The sequence below is a fragment of the Klebsiella sp. JN_Kp122 genome, from assembly GCF_040062085.1.
Lineage (GTDB): Bacteria > Pseudomonadota > Gammaproteobacteria > Enterobacterales > Enterobacteriaceae > Klebsiella > Klebsiella aerogenes.
Genome location: NZ_JBEAHW010000014.1, coordinates 13,207 through 29,996, shown reverse-complemented (window position 1 = coordinate 29,996; position 16,790 = coordinate 13,207). Strand labels below are relative to the sequence as shown.

The following is a 16,790-nucleotide window of genomic DNA, read 5'->3' as shown; positions in this document are numbered from 1 at the left end:
ATAGCACCTTAATCACTCCTGGCACATGCGTTAACTCCAGGTTGCGGTAATAAAATATTCCACCTTTATTACCGCAATATCTCTGGCTATACCTACAATTCTCCTATTATCCCAAGCGTATTAATCGTGATACTCTTCACATGAATGGAATAAAAAATTCCTTATACTGCGCGCAACTGAGAATAACGAGGTTTTTATGAGTATCGACCTGAGCAAACTGCTGACCGAGCGACGCAACGCCAACAGCGCCAACATTGACACCCTCTCCACTGTCGACATGCTGACGGTGATAAACCAGGAAGATCAGCAAGTGGCGCAGGCGATAACGCCTTACTTGCCGCAGATAGCGGAAGTCGTGGATAAAGTGGCGGCGGCGCTGCGGGCCGGGGGACGGCTGATTTACATCGGCGCCGGTACGTCGGGGCGTTTGGGTATTCTGGACGCCAGCGAATGCCCGCCGACCTTTGGCACCCGTCCGGAGCAGGTGGTGGGGATTATCGCCGGCGGACATAAAGCGATTCTGAGCGCCGTGGAAAACGTGGAAGACAATAAAGCGCAAGGGGCGATGGACCTGCAGAACCTTAACTTCAGCAACCGTGATGTGCTGGTGGGGCTGGCGGCCAGCGGACGTACGCCGTACGTCATTGGTGCGATGGAATACGCCCATAGCCAGAATGCGTTTGTCGCTATCGTCAGCTGTAACCCGCACGGTGAAATGGCGCAGCTGGCGGACGTGGCGATTACCCCGGTGGTCGGCCCGGAAGTGGTTACCGGATCGACCCGCCTGAAAGCCGGCACCGCGCAGAAGCTGGTGATAAACATGATCTCCACCGGGGCGATGATCCGCATCGGCAAGGTCTACAGCAACCTGATGGTGGATGTCGAAGCGACCAACGCCAAGCTGATTGAGCGCCAGGTGTCTATCGTGATGGAAGCGACAGACTGCGATCGCGCCACCGCGCAGAATGCGCTGGATGCCTGTGGCCGCCACTGTAAGACGGCGATTGTGATGGTGTTGGCTGACTTAAGCGCTGCAGAAGCGCAGTCGCTGCTGGCGAAAAACAACGGTTATATCCGCAAGGCGCTAAGCAACACCTGAGCGCCGACAGACAGGTAACAGGCAATGGCAAAAATAACTAAAGAGATGATAGCGCGGATCCTGGCTCACGTCGGCGGGGCCGCAAACGTGGCGCAGGCGGGTAACTGCATGACGCGCCTGCGCTTGACCCTGCGCGATGAAAGCCTGGCCGATAGCGCCGCCATTCGCCAGATTGACGGCGTGATGGGGGTTATCGTCAGCGATGAACAGTTCCAGGTGGTATTAGGGCCCGGCAAGGCGCAGACCGCCGCGGAAATGATGAACGGCCTGATGGAAGCGGCGCCGCAGGCAGCCGCCTCGCTGGCGGATGTGGCAGCGGAGAAAAAGCAGGCGTTAAAGAGTAAGCAGACCAGCGGTGTACAGAAGTTTCTCGCGAAGTTCGCCACTATTTTTACGCCGCTGATCCCCGGCTTTATCGCCGTCGGGCTGTTGTTAGGCTTCGCCACGCTGGCGGAACAAATCTTCGTGCTGGAGAACGCGCATCCTAACGCCAGTCTGGTGGCGCTGATTGGTTATATGAAGGTATTCAGCAAAGGGATGTTTACCTTCCTGAGTATCCTGATTGGCTATAACGCTCAGAAAGCCTTCGGCGGTTCGGGCGTGAACGGCGCGATTATCGCCTCGCTGTTCGTGCTGGGCTACAACCCGGAAGCGACCAGCGGATTCTACGCCGGAATTTCGACCTTCTTCGGCCATGGTATCGACCCGCGCGGCAATATTATCGGCGTGCTAATCGCCTCGATTCTTGGCGCGTGGGTGGAGCGTCAGGTGCGGCGGATAATGCCCGCTAACCTCGATATGATCCTTACCTCGGCGGTGACGCTGCTGATTATGGGCGCGGTGACCTTTACGGTGATTATGCCGATTGGCGGCTGGCTGTTTACCGGTATGTCGTGGCTGTTCCTGCATCTTAACGGCAATCCGTTTGGCTCGGCGGTGCTGGCCGGGCTGTTCCTGCTGGCGGTGATGTTCGGTGTGCATCAGGGGTTTGTGCCGGTCTATTTTGCGCTGGTGGATGCGCAGGGCTTTAACTCGCTGTTCCCGATCCTGGCGATGGCCGGGGCCGGGCAGGTGGGCGCGGCGCTGGCGCTGTTCTGGCGCGCGAAGCGCGATTCGCTGCTGCGAACCCAGATCAAAGGGGCGATTATTCCGGGCTTCCTCGGTATTGGCGAACCGCTGATTTACGGCGTGACCTTGCCGCGCATGAAACCGTTTATCACCGCCTGTATCGGCGGCGCCTGCGGCGGTTTCTTCGTGGGCCTGATTGCCTGGCTGGGGCTGCCGGTTGGCCTGAACACGGTGTTTGGCCCGTCCGGGCTGGTGGCGCTGCCGCTGATGACCTCCGGTAGCGGAATTTATGCCGGGATGGCGGTGTACGCCGGCGGTCTGGCGGTTTCGTATCTATGCGGTTTTGTGCTCACCTGGCTGTTCGCCAGCAAAAACGTCGACCTGAGTTAAGCGTATTTCCCCGGCTACGATTGGGCATTCGGCCGGTAGCCCGGTAAGCGTAAGCGCTACCGGGGAAGGCGCTTAGACGATTTTCATCTTATTGATACCTTTTCGTGTTTAAAAATCGAGCACAAAATCGTTATAGTTTTGCTCGAAAAATAATAATGATTTTCCATGGACTGATGGGGTAGTGATGATGAAATTGCGTTTACGCACGGCGGCGGCAGTGATGCTGGCTGGCCTGCTGTTAGCGGGCTGTGACCAGAAGAATGACAATGCCAAACACATAAAAGTCGGCGTGATTAACGGCGCGGAACAGGATGTGGCGGAAGTGGCGAAGAAGGTGGCGAAAGAAAAGTATGGCCTCGACGTCGAGCTAGTGGGCTTTAGCGGCTCGCTGTTGCCGAACGATGCTACCAACGCCGGGGAGCTGGATGCCAACGTCTTCCAGCATCGCCCCTATCTGGAACAAGACAACAAAGCGCACGGCTACCACCTGGTGGCCATCGGCAATACTTTTGTCTTTCCCATGGCCGGCTATTCGCGAAAGATTAAATCCGTTGCGGATATTAAAGATGGCGCGACCATCGCCATTCCCAATGACCCGACCAACCTCGGCCGCGCGCTATTGTTATTGCAAAAAGAGCAGTTGATTACCCTCAAAGCGGGTACCGGCCTGCTGCCGACGGCGGTGGATATCACCAGTAACCCGCGAAACCTGAAAATTATGGAGCTGGAGGGTGCGCAGCTGCCGCGGGTGCTGGACGATCCGAAGGTCGATGTCGCCATTATCAGTACCACCTACCTGCAGCAAACCGGGTTATCTCCGGTACGCGACGGCATCTTTATTGAAGACAAAAACTCGCCGTACGTGAACATCATTGTGGCGCGTGAAGACAATAAAGACGCCGAAAACGTGAAAGAGTTTATGCAGTCGTACCAGTCGCCGGAAGTGGCGAAGGCGGCAGAAACCATCTTCAACGGCGGCGCGGTACCGGGCTGGTAATCATCTACGCTGCGCCATCAGGTGCAGTAGCGGCACCAGAGACAGCCCGTCCGGCATTTCGCCGCGGGCGATCAGCTGGTTTATCTCCTCGAAGGTAAACCAGCCGGTTTCCATCACTTCATCCTGATCTGCGTCCATGCCAACCCAGCTTAAATCGGTGGCGAGCCAGGTGATAAACAGCTGGTCGCTGCTGCCGTATGACGGGTTGTAGCGGATGATTTCCTCAGCGTGTTGCGCTTGCCAGCCGGTCTCTTCGCGTAGTTCGCGCAGCACGGCGACGGCGGGCTCTTCCCCTTCATCGACGCCGCCAGAGGGAATGGCCCACACCACCTTATCGATCAGATAGCGGTAGTGGCGAATCAGCAGCACTTTGTCGTCCTGGAGCGCCACAATCCCGACCGCCGGGCGTGGGTAGTGAATGGAATAAAAGTCGCGCCGCTCGCCGGGGGCGACATCAATACCTACCTTGCGCATGCTGAACCACGGCGTCTCGGCGATGACCAGCGGATTATGCATATCGGCGGCGGTTAGTTTCTTTTTCATCCTGCCATTCCTGTAGAAAGTTTAACCTTCAGAACAACATAGCCGGCTGCGATTGGCAACCGTCGCAGGTTGGCCCGATTCCATCGATCATTGCCCAAACGCCCATATTGCGCCAGGCTGGTACTCAGTACGATGTTCGTCAGATTACCCCACAGAGGAACGCTAACATGAACATCACCCATATCCGCAATGCTACACAGATTATTGAATACGCTGGTAAAAAGTTCCTGATCGACCCTATGCTGGCTGACAAAGGCGCCTGGCCGGGATTTCCAGGAACCGCGCGCAGCGAGCTGCGCAATCCGCTGGTGGCGCTGCCGTTTTCTCGTGAAAAAATTATCGACGTCGATGCGGTAATCGTCACCCATACCCATGACGATCATTGGGACGAGGCGGCGATCGCGGCGATCCCGAAAACTCTGCCGGTTTTCGTCCAGCATGAGGCCGACGCCGCGCTGCTGCGCAGCCAGGGATTTCAGGATATCCGCCTGCTGTCGGCAAACAGTGAATTTGCCGGCGTAAATCTGCAGAAAACCACTTCCGGGCAACATGGCAGCGACCGTACCTATGCGGTACCGGCGATGGCTGAACGTCTGGGCGAGGCTTGCGGCGTGGTGTTCCGTCATCCGCAGGAGAAGACGCTGTGGCTGGTTGGCGATACCATCTGGCGCGATGAGATTGAAGCCGACATGCTGAAGCTGCGCCCGGATGTGGTGGTGCTGAACGCCGGCTACGCTCACGTTATCGGCTTTGGCCCGATCATCATGGGCAAAGAGGACCTGCTGAAGGCGCATTTCGCCCTGCCGGAAGCGAAAATCATGGCCATCCACCTGGAGGCGGTCAACCATTGTCTGGTGAGCCGCGAAGAGATGCGCCAGTACGTCGCGGATAATCAGATTGCCGGGGTAGTCAGTATTCCGCAGGATGGGGAAACCGTTGTTTATTAACCTGCTCAAGGGGAAGGGATGATGACATTAACCGACGTGGCGATTGTCGCCGTAGAAGGCTTTAGCCCGTTTCATTATTCCGTCCCCTGTATGCTGTTTGGCGATACGGTCTCGGAAACCAAACGTTTTAATCTGCAGATTTGCGCCGAACAGCCGGGATTACTCAGCGCCCGCGACGGCTTCGCTCTATACGCCAGCGGTGATTTTACCGCGATGGAACAGGCGGATATCGTGGTGGTGCCTTACTGGGGCGAGGTCAACCAGCGCCCGCCGCAGGCGTTGATCGCGAGTTTGGTTCGAGCGCGCGATAACGGCGCGGAAATCGTCGGCCTGTGCCTCGGCGCGTTTGTCCTTGGCTACGCCGGGCTGCTCGACGGTAAGCGGGCGGCGACCCACTGGGAGTTCGAGCAGGATTTCCAGCGCCTGTTTCCGCAGGTTCAGCTTGATATCAACGCCCTGTACGTCGATGACCAGAAGGTGATTACCTCGGCGGGGACCGCCGCGGCGCTAGATTGCTGCCTGTATATCATTCGCCAGCGTTTTGGCAGCCTCGCCGCCAACCAGATCGCCCGGCGGATGATCGTGCCGCCGCACCGCGAGGGCGGCCAGGCGCAGTTTATCGCCCAGCCGGTGCCGCGCAACACCCGCGACGCGCGGATTAACTGTCTGCTGGATTATCTGCAACAGCATATTGCCGAGCCGCATAATCTTGATTCGCTGGCCGAGGTGGTGGCGATGAGCCGCCGTACCCTGACCCGCCACTTCGCCAGGGCGACCGGGATGAGCATTGCCGACTGGTTGACCGCTGAACGTCTGCGCCGCAGCCAGAGCCTGCTCGAAGCGGGGGATTTGCCGGTCGAGCAGGTGGCGGAAGCAGTGGGCTATCTTTCCGCCGTGACCTGGCGCCAGCAGTTTAAAGCGCGTTTTGGCGTTAGCCCGACGGAGTGGCGGCGGACTTTCCGCCGCGGCGTTTAGCCGGCGAGAGTCGAACTGTCGATCACGAAGCGATATTTCACGTCGCCCTTGACCATTCTTTCCCAGGCTTCGTTGATCTGATCGGCGCGAATCAGCTCGATATCGGCGACGATGCCGTGTTCGGCGCAGAAGTCGAGCATCTCCTGGGTTTCCGGGATACCGCCGATCATCGAGCCGGCGATCGAGCGGCGGCGGAAGATCAGATTGAACACTTCCGGCGATGGATGCGGCGTGGCCGGGGCGCCAACCAACGTCATAGTGCCATCGCGTTTCAGCAACGTGGTGAAGGCATCGAGATTGTGCGGCGCCGCCACGGTGTTGAGGATGAAATCGAAGCTTTTGACGTGGGCCGCCATTTCGTCTTCGTTGCGCGACACCACGACCTCATCCGCGCCCAACGCTCTGGCCGCGTCGCGCTTGGATTCGGAGGTGGTAAAGGCCACCACGTGGGCCCCCATGGCGTGGGCCAACTTGATCCCCATATGTCCCAGACCGCCGATGCCGACGATGCCGACTTTTTTGCCCGGCCCGGCGTGCCAGTGGCGCAGCGGCGAATAGGTCGTGATCCCGGCGCACAACAGCGGCGCGACGGCGGCGAGCTGCGCTTCGGGATGGTTTATCCGCAGTACGTAGCGTTCATTGACCACGATCTGCTGTGAATAACCGCCCAGCGTATGCCCTGGCGCGTCCTGGGTCGGCCCGTTATAGGTCAGCACCATATGGTCACAGTAGTTCTCCAGCCCTTCAGCGCACTCCTCGCACTGTTTACAGCTATCCACCATACAGCCGACGCCCACCAGATCGCCAACGGCGTAACCTGAGACGGCATCGCCGACCGCCGTCACCCGGCCAACGATTTCATGGCCCGGCACGCAGGGATACAGCGTCCCGGCCCATTCCGCTCGCGCCTGATGGAGATCGGAATGGCAGACGCCGCAGTATGCAATAGCGATCTGCACATCTTGTGGGCCGGGTTCGCGGCGGGTGATAGACATCGATTCGAGCGGCTGGCTGGCGGAGTACGTACCTATAGCGTTGATCTGCATAGCATTACCTCTTGTGCAATAGCGTGATAAATCAAGCGGAAGGGGGTGAGTGTTTTTTGCGCGGCAAGGGTAAGCGTAGCCTGGTTAGGGCAGGATGAGAAAAGCGCAGCTCAAAGGGTTAAAGAAGGCGCCTCACCGGGGTGAGACGCTCGTGATATCAAGGCGCGATGGGTGTCAGATAATCCAGCCGCAGCGGCTCGGCGAGCAGGCTCTCCATCTGGCCGATAAAGGCCTGGAAGTAGGGCTGGGCGATATGCTCATCCAGCGCCTGCTGGTCGCGCCAGGACTCACGCATGTAGAAGGTATCCGGCGCGTCGCGCAGCTGAAACAGCGCGTAGTCGAGATTGCCCGGCTCCTCGCGGGTTGGCAGCAGCAGCGCCTGCAGCGCGTCGCGCAGGGCCTCGGTTTGCCCGGCTTTCGCCTTCAGAACCGCGATAAGCGCAATGGTGTCGTCGCGCATTTAGAAACCCTCCAGCACGATTTTGCCGACCGAGCGCCCGGTTTCCAGCTTAGCGTGGGCTTTTTGCAGATTGGCGGCGTTGATAGTGCCGTAGTGTTCGCCAAGGGTAGTGCGCAGCGTGTTATCGTCAATCAACGCGGCGACGCGGGTCAGTAGCTGATGTTGGGCGATCATATCATCCGTCTCAAACATTGAGCGGGTGAACATAAATTCCCAGTGCAGCGAAATGCTTTTCGCTTTCAGCGGCACCACGTCCAGGCTCTCCGGGTCATCAATTAGCGCCAGCTTACCCTGCGGGGCGAGCGCGGCGATCAGTTCGTTAAAGTGCTGATCGGTATTGGTCAGGCTGGCGACGTGGGTCACTGCATGAATGCCGATTTTCGCCAGTTCTTCACCGAGCGGCTTGCTGTGGTCAATGACGTGATGCGCCCCGGCCTCGCGTACCCACTTCTGGCTTTCCGGGCGCGATGCGGTACCAATCACCGTCATGTTGGTGAGTTTGCTGGCCAACTGGGTGAGGATAGAGCCAACGCCGCCCGCCGCGCCGACAATCAGCAGCGTATCGCCGGCGTTACCGCCTTCCTGCACGCCAAGGCGGTGGAACAGCAATTCCCAGGCGGTGATAGCGGTCAGAGGCAGCGCGGCGGCGGCGGCATTCTCCAGCGAGCGCGGCTTCAGCGCCACGATGCGTTCATCAACCAGCTGCAGTTCGCTGTTGCTGCCGGGGCGGCCCAGCGCGCCGGCGTACCACACTTCATCGCCCGGCGTGAACAACGTCACAGCATCGCCAACGGCTTTCACCACGCCAACCGCATCCCAGCCCAGCACCCGCGGGGTATCGGCATTAAAACCGGCGCGCACTTTGGTGTCGACCGGGTTCACCGAAATGGCTTTGACCTCGACCAGCAGATCGTGGCCCTGCGCCTGCGGATCCGGCAGATCGATATCGCGTAAAAAGGGGATGTTGTTGCCGTCGGCGGCGGCCTGGGTAATTGCAATGGCTTTCATAGGTTCTCCGGTCTACAAAAAGGATTCATGGTGCGAATGCGTCGAGGATAGACCGGTCTACCGTCGGGAAAAACGGCCCGGCGGCGATAACAGTTATATAAAAAAAGTGAAAATCGGCGACACCACCCATCCTGCGCCCGCCTGTCACTACAGATAAACAGTGCGATGGTCAGGTACCAGGACCATGATGGTTCAACAATATAAATTATCACAAGCATAGCGTTTCATATTTGAGAAAGTTTCCTCCTCCATGTCGCAAATATTAATATCACTCCGGAAGAATAATAAGATTGCGTTATGGCTCAAGGTTTATACCTTGACTCCCGACACCCTGCGTGCGATTTTTCTTCTATCAAATAATAAACAGAGTTTCATATTTGGAACAAAAATAAAACCATCGTGCTATTTAATTAAGAGTTTCACCACTGAGACAAAATAATAAGTCGATATTAATCGACGGTCTTTTATCGCTTATAAAAATAAAGTGAGGAATGTGCTATGCGTAAAATACTCCTTTCGCTGCTGCTGGCAGCCGCGACCAGCGGGACGGCGCTGGCGGATGACGGTAAGCCGTTCCCGCATATCGGCTGGCGCAGCGCGGATAATCTCGCCGGGCTGGATTTCGGCGGCGCGCTGCGGGCGAACTATCGCTATGAGGACTGGAAAGGCAGTAATTACCGCAACCCGCCGCATCTGCGTTTTGATACCTTCCGTATCGACAGCAGCGGCTTCTATGATAATTATTTCTTTGATGCCGGGTTCTGGTTTCAGGATCACCGTAAATACGCCATCGACCGCGCTTACGTAGGCTATCGCTTCGACAACAATAATAATATTCAGCTGGGGATCCCCGGCAAACCATTTGGCCTTGAACCTTATCCGCAATTTGGCTGGTCCTACGGTATTCCGTTTTATTTAGGCTTTGGCGTGAGCGCCGGTAGCGGCGTGAATTATCAATATCACGATAATAACTGGTCGCTGTATGTGGCCTATTTCCCGTGGATGGAGCCGGAGAATTTGCGCTATGCGCCGGACGTTGGCGATTACGATCGGCTGAAAAACACTATCTATCCGACTCAGCATCAGCAGCATAATGAAAAGCGCGACCAGGTGAACGTGCGAATTGCGCGTGATTTTCACGGCGGCGGCTGGAATAACGAGCTGGGCGGCTCGCTGGCGCTGGCGCGGTTGCACAACCGCGAGACCGACGACGACGGCACCTTCTGGGCAGCAGGCGTGCACGGCATGTTGCATAACGGGCCGTGGCAGCTGACCTCGCAGCTGATTCGCTACCAATACGATCCGAAGAACCCGGCGGGCGTCAGCGACGATACGATTCTGATGGGCGGCAACGGCCTGACGCCGGCCTACCTGATCCCGGCGAAAGCGACGACCGCGTCGCTGAACGTCGCCCGTGATGTCGACGTGAAGTGGGGCGGCGTGTCGAAGCTGCGTTTTTACAACGACTACAGCGTGCTGTGGAAAGATAAAAGCGGCTGGAGCGATTCGCAGATGAACACCCTTGGCGTACAGGTCTTTGCGCTACCGGTGATGTTCTGGGTCGATCTCAGTTGGGCGAAGAACGTTAATCCGTGGGGCGGCGCGCTGAACGCCACCGGCTGGACCAGCACCCAGTCCGAGGGCAGCGGCAAATGGTACTTCCGCACCAACGTTAATATTGGTTATTACTTCTGAGGCGGGAATTTTCCCTGCTCGCGCTGCGCTCAGCAGGGCTACGGTTCTGCGCCGTCTGGTAGCCCGGGTAAGGCGCTAGCCGCCACCCGGGGGCTTGCTCGAGCTATCAGACCGTAGGCCGGATAAGGCGCAGCCGCCATCCGGCGCAAAAGCGGTTCTTTACCTGCGGTTATTGCCCGGCGGCGCTACGCTTGCGCGGGCCTACAGATCACATGTCGGGCGTAGTCCGGATGAGGCGTTAGCTGCCACCCGAGGGGCTAGCTCGCGCTATCAGGCATCCTGAGCTACTTTTTAGGCTCTGTTTTCCACTGTAGCAAACCGGCGATATCCTTTTCACCTTCGGCTTCCTTTAAGCGCCGCTGTTGCTCAGCAAACTGACTATATTCCGCCTGCGCTTTTTCATCGGCCATTTTCTTACTGACTTTACCTGCGCCTTGCAAAACCTCACGGTCGTTAAATTGCAGGAACTGATCCAGCTTATCCTGCCAGTCGCGTAAAAAGACCTGCTGACGACGACGGGCCTGATCCTCGGCAAAATCCAGCCACATGTTAACTACGCGGTTAAGCTCGCTGACTTCATCCTGAGTGAGATAATTTTTTGCCACCGTCACGTCGCCCTTATTCACCTCTTTGCCTCTATAGCTGCTCAGCCCCATATGCGGCTGACTGGCGTCAGCACGTTGATGAATGAGTTCAGCGGCGGTATGCCTGGTACAGGCAAAATGTAACTTGTTCTGGATAGTTTGAAAAAACTGCGTGGTTTCTTTTAACGACGGTTGATAGTCAGCCGCTAATGCAAAAATCTCTCGCACCCGCAAATAAACGCGGCGTTCGCTGGCGCGAATATCGCGGATACGCTCCAGCATCTCATCGAAATAGTCGGGTACTGTCGATGAACCCACAGGCGGATTCTTCAGCCGCTCATCGTCCATCACAAAACCTTTGATCAGGTATTCCTGGAGCGTCTGGGTCGCCCACTGGCGGAACTGCGTGCCGCGAGAGGAGCGAACGCGATAGCCAACAGCGAGTATGACAGGCAGGCTGTAGTGAAGCCGGTTTCGGCTTACCTGACGGCTACCTTCCTGTTGAACTTGTAAGTAAGACTTACAGGTTGCGTTTTGTTCAAGCTCACCTTCCTCATAGATCGCTTTAATATGCTGTGTAACTGCTTGTGGGGTGACTTGATAAAGGCTGGCGATAGTTGCTTGAGGGAGCCATAGTGTTTCTTGCTCAAAGCGGCATTCAACGCGCACTTCCCCGTCCTCGCTGGCAAACATAATGAATTCCCCTGCTGGGGACGACGTTATATTTTCCTTTGCCATATGGTCTCCGGGTCAACCTGTTCACAACGGTAGAGTATGTCAGAAGCGGGGCATAAATTTCATTAGACGAACGATTAATCTTGCGCGTTTGCGGGTGTTAAGGCAGCCGTAATCCGAGGAATTTCCCTGCTCGCGCTGCGCTCAGCAGGGCTACCGTTCTGCGCCGTCCGGTAGCCCGGGTAAGGCGTTAGCCGCCACCCGGGGATCTTTCTTGCTCGCGCTATCTGGCACGTTACAGCGTGCTGTTGACGCTTTTCAGCGATTGTTGAATATGCCGTAATTCGGCTGTTAGCTTCTCTTCTTTATCGCTGAGCGGCAGCAATACAATGCAGCCATTCATCACCTTAACCGTGACCGGCTTCCCGGTATCGAATCCCGCTTCGCGTAGCCACTTGCCGGAAAGGGTAAGACTTGGTGTACTGGTATCCCGGCCATTGGGCCGATAGCCAACCAGCAGCTGACGTTCGGTTCCGCTAACGATGATATCTGGGGGTAGAATGCAAATCAGCCATAATCAATTCCTTGATAGTTGGTGAGGTTAGCTCTCATCAGGTATTGCGAGTACCTGATGGGGTCGATTAATTTAACTCTCCACTCGGCTGGGAACACCAACAATCTCCATTTTTATAACCCCTTCATCTGTGAATATTGATGCTAGACCTTTCCGTACCCGACCATAAAAAGCAATATCGATCATATTAAGTGCTCTGACATGTTCATTTGATAGCCTTGCGTTCTGCGAGCTGGTGGCCATCAATTGTTTAAAAATATCTATTTTGAGTGTCTTTCTATCAGTATATCTTTTAATAAATTTCTGAACTTGAACGGCAACAACAGGGCTGATTTAAGTCACTATCACCGTTGTGATCGATAGCATTAAACTCATTTTAGAATCCATATTTTTATAAGATATAAAGTTAGAATAAAAAAAAGAATTCAATAGGATAGGATAACTGTAAGATATTGAATACATGCCGAATGGCCGATAGAGGATGAGAAACTTTGGCGGAAGATCACAGGAGTTGAACCTGCCCGGGACCGCTGGCGGCCCCAACTGGATTTGAAGTCCAGCCACCTCACCGGAGATGACGATCTTCCGCGCCTCGATTGCTACATGGAGGCGGGCGCATTATAGCTACTTTCAGGCATTTACCACATACCTAAACGCACTTTTTTACTGTTAAAACTGGACTTTGCAGAACAGTCTGAGACAAATCCGTTCAAAATCCATGGGTTACACTTTTTCACACTCTTTCGGGCTACCGCGATCACAGAAAACAAGAAACGTAATTTGATAACGAGATATCGCAATTCATCTTACTGCGCCAAAGGTTTAAAAAAACCGTAACCGGTACCAATCCGCGGTGCCGCTAAGGGAATAGTGCGCAAATGTAAGATCATATTCTGTCCGTCAAAGAGAAAATCGGCTACGGTATGGGTGACGCCGCCAGCCACATTATTTTTGATAACGTCATGTTATACATGATGTTTTTCTACACCGATATTTTCGGTATTCCCGCCGGCTTTGTCGGCACCATGTTCCTGCTGGCGCGGGCGCTGGATGCGATTTCCGACCCGTGCATGGGCCTGCTTGCCGACCGTACCCGCAGCCGCTGGGGTAAGTTCCGCCCGTGGATCCTCTTCGGCGCTATCCCGTTCGGCCTCGTCTGCGTGCTGGCTTATAGCTCGCCGGATTTAAGCCACAACGGCAAGCTGATCTACGCCGCCGTGACCTACACGCTGCTGACCCTGCTCTACACCGTAGTGAATATCCCCTACTGCGCGCTCGGTGGTGTGATCACCGACAACCCGACGCAGCGCATCTCGCTGCAGTCCTGGCGCTTCGTGCTGGCGACAGCGGGGGGCATGCTCTCCACCGTGCTGATGATGCCGCTGGTCAACTTTATCGGCGGCGAAGATAAAGCGCTCGGCTTCCAGGGCGGCATTGCGGTGCTCTCGGTGGTCGCCTTCCTGATGCTGGCCTTCTGTTTTTTCACCACCAAAGAGCGTGTCGAAGCACCGCCGAGCAGTACCTCGATGCGTGAAGACCTGCGCGATATCTGGCGCAATGACCAGTGGCGCATCGTTGGCGTACTCACCATCCTCAATATCCTCGCGGTCTGCGTTCGCGGTGGCGCGATGATGTACTACACCACCTGGATCATGGGCTCGGCGGCGCTGTTCACCGTCTTCCTCACCACCTACTGCGTCGGCAACCTGATTGGCTCGGCGCTGGCGAAGCCGTTGACCGACTGGAAATGCAAAGTCAGCGTCTTCTGGTGGACCAACGCCCTCCTGGCGGTGCTCAGCGTGGCGATGTTCTTCGTACCGATGGACGCCGAAATCACCATGTTCGTCTTTATCTTCATCATTGGCGTACTGCACCAGCTGGTGACGCCAATCCAGTGGGTGATGATGTCCGACACCGTCGACTACGGCGAATGGTGTAACGGCAAACGCCTGACCGGCATCAGCTTCGCCGGCACCCTGTTTGTGCTCAAGTTAGGGCTGGCGCTGGGCGGCGCGCTGATCGGCTGGATGCTGGCCGGCGGCGGCTATGACGCCGCCGCTAAAACCCAGAACAGCGCCACCCTCACCATCATTATCGCCTTGTTCACCCTCGTTCCGGCGGTGTGCTACCTGCTGAGCGCGGTAATCGCCAAACGCTACTACACGCTAAAAACGCCGTTCCTGAAAAAAATGATGGCCGAGCTGGCCGAGGGCGCGCGTCGCAACGAACAAGAATTCACGGCAGCCCCGATCGACAAAGAATGGCAAAACTAAGAGGACGTTTTAATGAAAATCAGTGATGGAAACTGGCTCATTCAACCAGGGCTCAACCTGATCCAACCCGTACAGGTTTACGAGGTGGAGCAGCAGGGGAATGAAATGGTGGTCTATGCCGCGCCACGCGATGTCCGCGAACGCGCCTGGCAACTGGATACGCCATTGTTCACCCTGCGCTTTTTCTCGCCTCAGGAAGGGATAATCGGCGTGCGCATGGAGCACTTCCAGGGCGCGCTGGATAACGGCCCGCACTATCCGCTGAACGTGCAGAAAGACGTCCATGTCGAAATAGAAAATACGGCCGAATTCGCCGAGCTGAAAAGCGGCAGCCTCAGCGTGCGGGTGACTAAAGGTGAATTCTGGGCGCTGGATTTTCTGCGCGACGGCGTGCGTATCACCGGTAGCCAACTGAAAAACAACGGCTACGTGCAGGATAGTAAGACCCAGCGCAACTACATGTTTGAGCGCCTCGACCTCGGCGTCGGCGAAACCGTCTACGGCCTCGGCGAGCGCTTTACCGCGCTGGTGCGCAACGGCCAGACGGTAGAAACCTGGAACGAAGACGGCGGCACCAGCACCGAGCAATCCTACAAAAACATTCCGTTCTACCTGACCAACCGCGGCTACGGCGTGCTGGTGAATCACCCGCAGCGCGTCTCTTTCGAGGTGGGCTCGGAAAAAGTCTCTAAAGTCCAGTTCAGCGTTGAGGGCGAATATCTCGAGTACTTCGTGATCGACGGCCCGACGCCGAAAGCGGTGCTTAACCGCTATACGCAGTTCACCGGCCGCCCGGCGCTGCCGCCGGCATGGTCGTTCGGTCTGTGGCTGACGACCTCGTTCACCACCAACTATGACGAAGCGACGGTAAATAGCTTTATCGACGGCATGGCCGAGCGCCATCTGCCGCTGCACGTCTTCCACTTCGACTGCTTCTGGATGAAGGCCTTCCAGTGGTGCGATTTTGAATGGGATCCGCTAACTTTCCCGGACCCGGAAGGGATGATCAAGCGCCTGAAGGCGAAAGGGCTGAAGGTCTGCGTGTGGATCAACCCGTACATCGGCCAGCGCTCGCCGGTGTTCAAGGAGCTGAAAGAGAAGGGCTATCTGCTTAAGCGCCCGGACGGTTCGCTGTGGCAGTGGGATAAGTGGCAGCCGGGGCTGGCGATTTATGACTTCACCAACCCGGAAGCCTGCCAGTGGTACGCCGACAAGTTAAAAGGTCTGGTAGCGATGGGGGTCGATTGCTTCAAGACCGACTTCGGCGAGCGTATCCCGACCGACGTGCAGTGGTTTGACGGTTCCGATCCGCAGAAAATGCACAACCACTACGCATTCATCTATAACGAGCTGGTGTGGAAGGTGCTGAAAGAGACCGTCGGCGAGCAGGAGGCGGTGCTGTTCGCCCGTTCCGCCTCGGTGGGGGCGCAGCAGTTCCCGGTGCACTGGGGTGGCGACTGCTATGCCAATTACGAATCGATGGCGGAAAGCCTGCGCGGCGGGCTGTCGATCGGCATGTCCGGCTTCGGTTTCTGGAGTCACGATATCGGCGGTTTCGAAAACACCGCGCCGGCCCATGTTTATAAGCGCTGGTGCGCCTTTGGCCTGCTCTCCAGCCACAGCCGCCTGCACGGCAGCAAATCCTATCGTGTGCCGTGGGCCTACGACGAAGAGTCCTGTGACGTGGTGCGCCACTTCACGCAGCTGAAATGCCGCATGATGCCGTATCTCTATCGCCAGGCGGCGCTGGCCAACGAGTTCGGTACTCCGATGTTGCGTGCGATGATGCTCGAGTTCCCGGACGATCCGGCCTGCGACTATCTCGACCGTCAGTATATGCTCGGCGATTCGGTCCTGGTGGCGCCGGTGTTCTCTGAAGCGGGCGAGGTGCAGTTTTATCTGCCGGAAGGGCGCTGGACGCACCTGTGGCATAACGATGAATTGCCGGGTAGCCGCTGGCATAAGCAGCGTCACGATGCACTGAGCCTGCCGGTCTACGTACGTGACAACACCCTGCTGGCGCTGGGCAACAACGACCAGAAACCCGATTATGCCTGGCATGAAGGCACCACCTTCCAGCTGTTCCAGCTTGACGATGGCCGCGAAGCTCTGTGCCAGGTTCCGGCTGCCGATGGTTCCGTGATTTTCACCCTGAAGGCGAAGCGCCAGGGCAACACCATCACCGTGAGCGGCGAAGGCGAAGCCCGCGGCTGGACGCTGTGTCTGCGCAATATCCCGCAGATAGCGGGCGTGGAGGGGGGGACTCAGGCGGGCAGCGAACTGGGTGTGGTAGTGAGCGCCCAGGGCAATGCGCTGACGATTTCGCTGTAAGTCAATACAACCCTCTCCGCCAGCGGCGAGGGTTTTTTTATTCCATTTACTGCACAATTCGTAACGTTCGTTTCATTCTGGTGACTCATCCCACAGACCGATTTGCTCTCCGGTGGTAGCGTAAT

14 protein-coding genes, 1 tRNA gene and 1 pseudogene are annotated in these 16,790 nt (G+C 56.7%); 8 read left to right on the top strand and 8 right to left on the bottom strand.

Translation table 11 applies throughout. The features are described 5' to 3' along the window. Nucleotides 1-196 precede the first annotated feature (196 nt). From murQ to nlpA, 3 genes are all read left to right on the top strand, one after another. A complete protein-coding gene (murQ, locus tag ABLU78_RS03515; protein WP_048229852.1) occupies nt 197-1,099 on the top strand; it encodes an N-acetylmuramic acid 6-phosphate etherase in 903 nt (300 codons plus the stop codon). A gap of 24 nt (nt 1,100-1,123) precedes the next feature. Beyond that, the gene (murP, locus tag ABLU78_RS03510) at nt 1,124-2,557 is read left to right on the top strand and encodes a PTS N-acetylmuramic acid transporter subunit IIBC (RefSeq protein ID WP_020077655.1); all 1,434 of its coding nucleotides are present in this window, start codon (nt 1,124-1,126) and stop codon (nt 2,555-2,557) included. Between the two features lie 187 nt (nt 2,558-2,744). Beyond that, a complete protein-coding gene (gene nlpA / locus ABLU78_RS03505) occupies nt 2,745-3,554 on the top strand; it encodes a lipoprotein NlpA (RefSeq protein WP_015703853.1) in 810 nt (269 codons plus the stop codon). Here nlpA and ABLU78_RS03500 read toward each other — a convergent pair whose 3' ends face one another. Beyond that, on the bottom strand, nt 3,555-4,097 hold the full coding sequence (locus ABLU78_RS03500; RefSeq protein ID WP_048229854.1) for an NUDIX hydrolase: 543 nt from the start codon (nt 4,095-4,097) through the stop codon (nt 3,555-3,557). Nucleotides 4,098-4,264: 167 nt separating this feature from the next. On the opposite strand from ABLU78_RS03500, the gene ABLU78_RS03495 reads away from it, so the two are divergent. Next, nucleotides 4,265-5,044: an MBL fold metallo-hydrolase gene (locus ABLU78_RS03495; protein WP_045386585.1), complete on the top strand. Its 780-nt coding sequence runs from the start codon at nt 4,265-4,267 to the stop codon at nt 5,042-5,044. Nucleotides 5,045-5,065: 21 nt separating this feature from the next. Further along, nucleotides 5,066-6,019 carry a helix-turn-helix domain-containing protein gene (locus ABLU78_RS03490; protein WP_042893677.1) on the top strand — a complete coding sequence of 318 codons (954 nt, stop codon included), beginning with the start codon at nt 5,066-5,068 and terminating at the stop codon, nt 6,017-6,019. Here the strand turns inward: ABLU78_RS03490 and ABLU78_RS03485 are convergent. From ABLU78_RS03485 to ABLU78_RS03475, 3 genes are all read right to left on the bottom strand, one after another. Next, nucleotides 6,016-7,065 carry an NAD(P)-dependent alcohol dehydrogenase gene (locus ABLU78_RS03485; RefSeq protein WP_032709443.1) on the bottom strand — a complete coding sequence of 350 codons (1,050 nt, stop codon included), beginning with the start codon at nt 7,063-7,065 and terminating at the stop codon, nt 6,016-6,018. The genes ABLU78_RS03490 and ABLU78_RS03485 overlap by 4 nt on opposite strands. 157 nt (nt 7,066-7,222) lie before the next feature. Beyond that, on the bottom strand, nt 7,223-7,525 hold the full coding sequence (locus ABLU78_RS03480; protein WP_015369108.1) for a putative quinol monooxygenase: 303 nt from the start codon (nt 7,523-7,525) through the stop codon (nt 7,223-7,225). Beyond that, on the bottom strand, nt 7,526-8,533 hold the full coding sequence (locus ABLU78_RS03475) for a zinc-binding alcohol dehydrogenase family protein (RefSeq protein WP_042893659.1): 1,008 nt from the start codon (nt 8,531-8,533) through the stop codon (nt 7,526-7,528). Between the two features lie 498 nt (nt 8,534-9,031). Here ABLU78_RS03475 and ABLU78_RS03470 point away from each other — a divergent pair, with 498 nt between their 5' ends. Continuing rightward, nucleotides 9,032-10,228, top strand: coding sequence for a hypothetical protein (locus ABLU78_RS03470; RefSeq protein ID WP_048229855.1), 1,197 nt, complete (start codon nt 9,032-9,034; stop codon nt 10,226-10,228). Nucleotides 10,229-10,512: 284 nt separating this feature from the next. On the opposite strand, the gene ABLU78_RS03465 is transcribed toward ABLU78_RS03470, so the two are convergent. The 4 genes and pseudogenes from ABLU78_RS03465 to ABLU78_RS03450 all read right to left on the bottom strand — a co-directional run bounded on the left by ABLU78_RS03465 (nt 10,513) and on the right by ABLU78_RS03450 (nt 12,648). Beyond that, nucleotides 10,513-11,550, bottom strand: a complete 1,038-nt coding sequence (locus tag ABLU78_RS03465) for a virulence RhuM family protein (protein ID WP_048229857.1) — start codon at nt 11,548-11,550, stop codon at nt 10,513-10,515. A gap of 232 nt (nt 11,551-11,782) precedes the next feature. Further along, nucleotides 11,783-12,062 (bottom strand): annotated as a pseudogene (locus ABLU78_RS03460) (SymE family type I addiction module toxin). 71 nt (nt 12,063-12,133) lie between these two features. Beyond that, a complete protein-coding gene (locus tag ABLU78_RS03455; RefSeq protein ID WP_313711091.1) occupies nt 12,134-12,394 on the bottom strand; it encodes a DUF6680 family protein in 261 nt (86 codons plus the stop codon). Between the two features lie 159 nt (nt 12,395-12,553). Next, nucleotides 12,554-12,648 (bottom strand) — tRNA-Sec (locus tag ABLU78_RS03450). 303 nt (nt 12,649-12,951) lie between these two features. Between ABLU78_RS03450 and ABLU78_RS03445 the strand changes: the two genes are divergently transcribed. Together ABLU78_RS03445 and yicI are read left to right on the top strand one after the other, a co-directional pair. Beyond that, complete coding sequence (locus tag ABLU78_RS03445; protein WP_260619748.1) at nt 12,952-14,334, top strand: glycoside-pentoside-hexuronide family transporter; 1,383 nt, start codon at nt 12,952-12,954, stop codon at nt 14,332-14,334. 12 nt (nt 14,335-14,346) lie between these two features. Then, nucleotides 14,347-16,665: an alpha-xylosidase gene (gene yicI, locus ABLU78_RS03440; RefSeq protein WP_048229860.1), complete on the top strand. Its 2,319-nt coding sequence runs from the start codon at nt 14,347-14,349 to the stop codon at nt 16,663-16,665. Nucleotides 16,666-16,790: the final 125 nt, after the last annotated feature.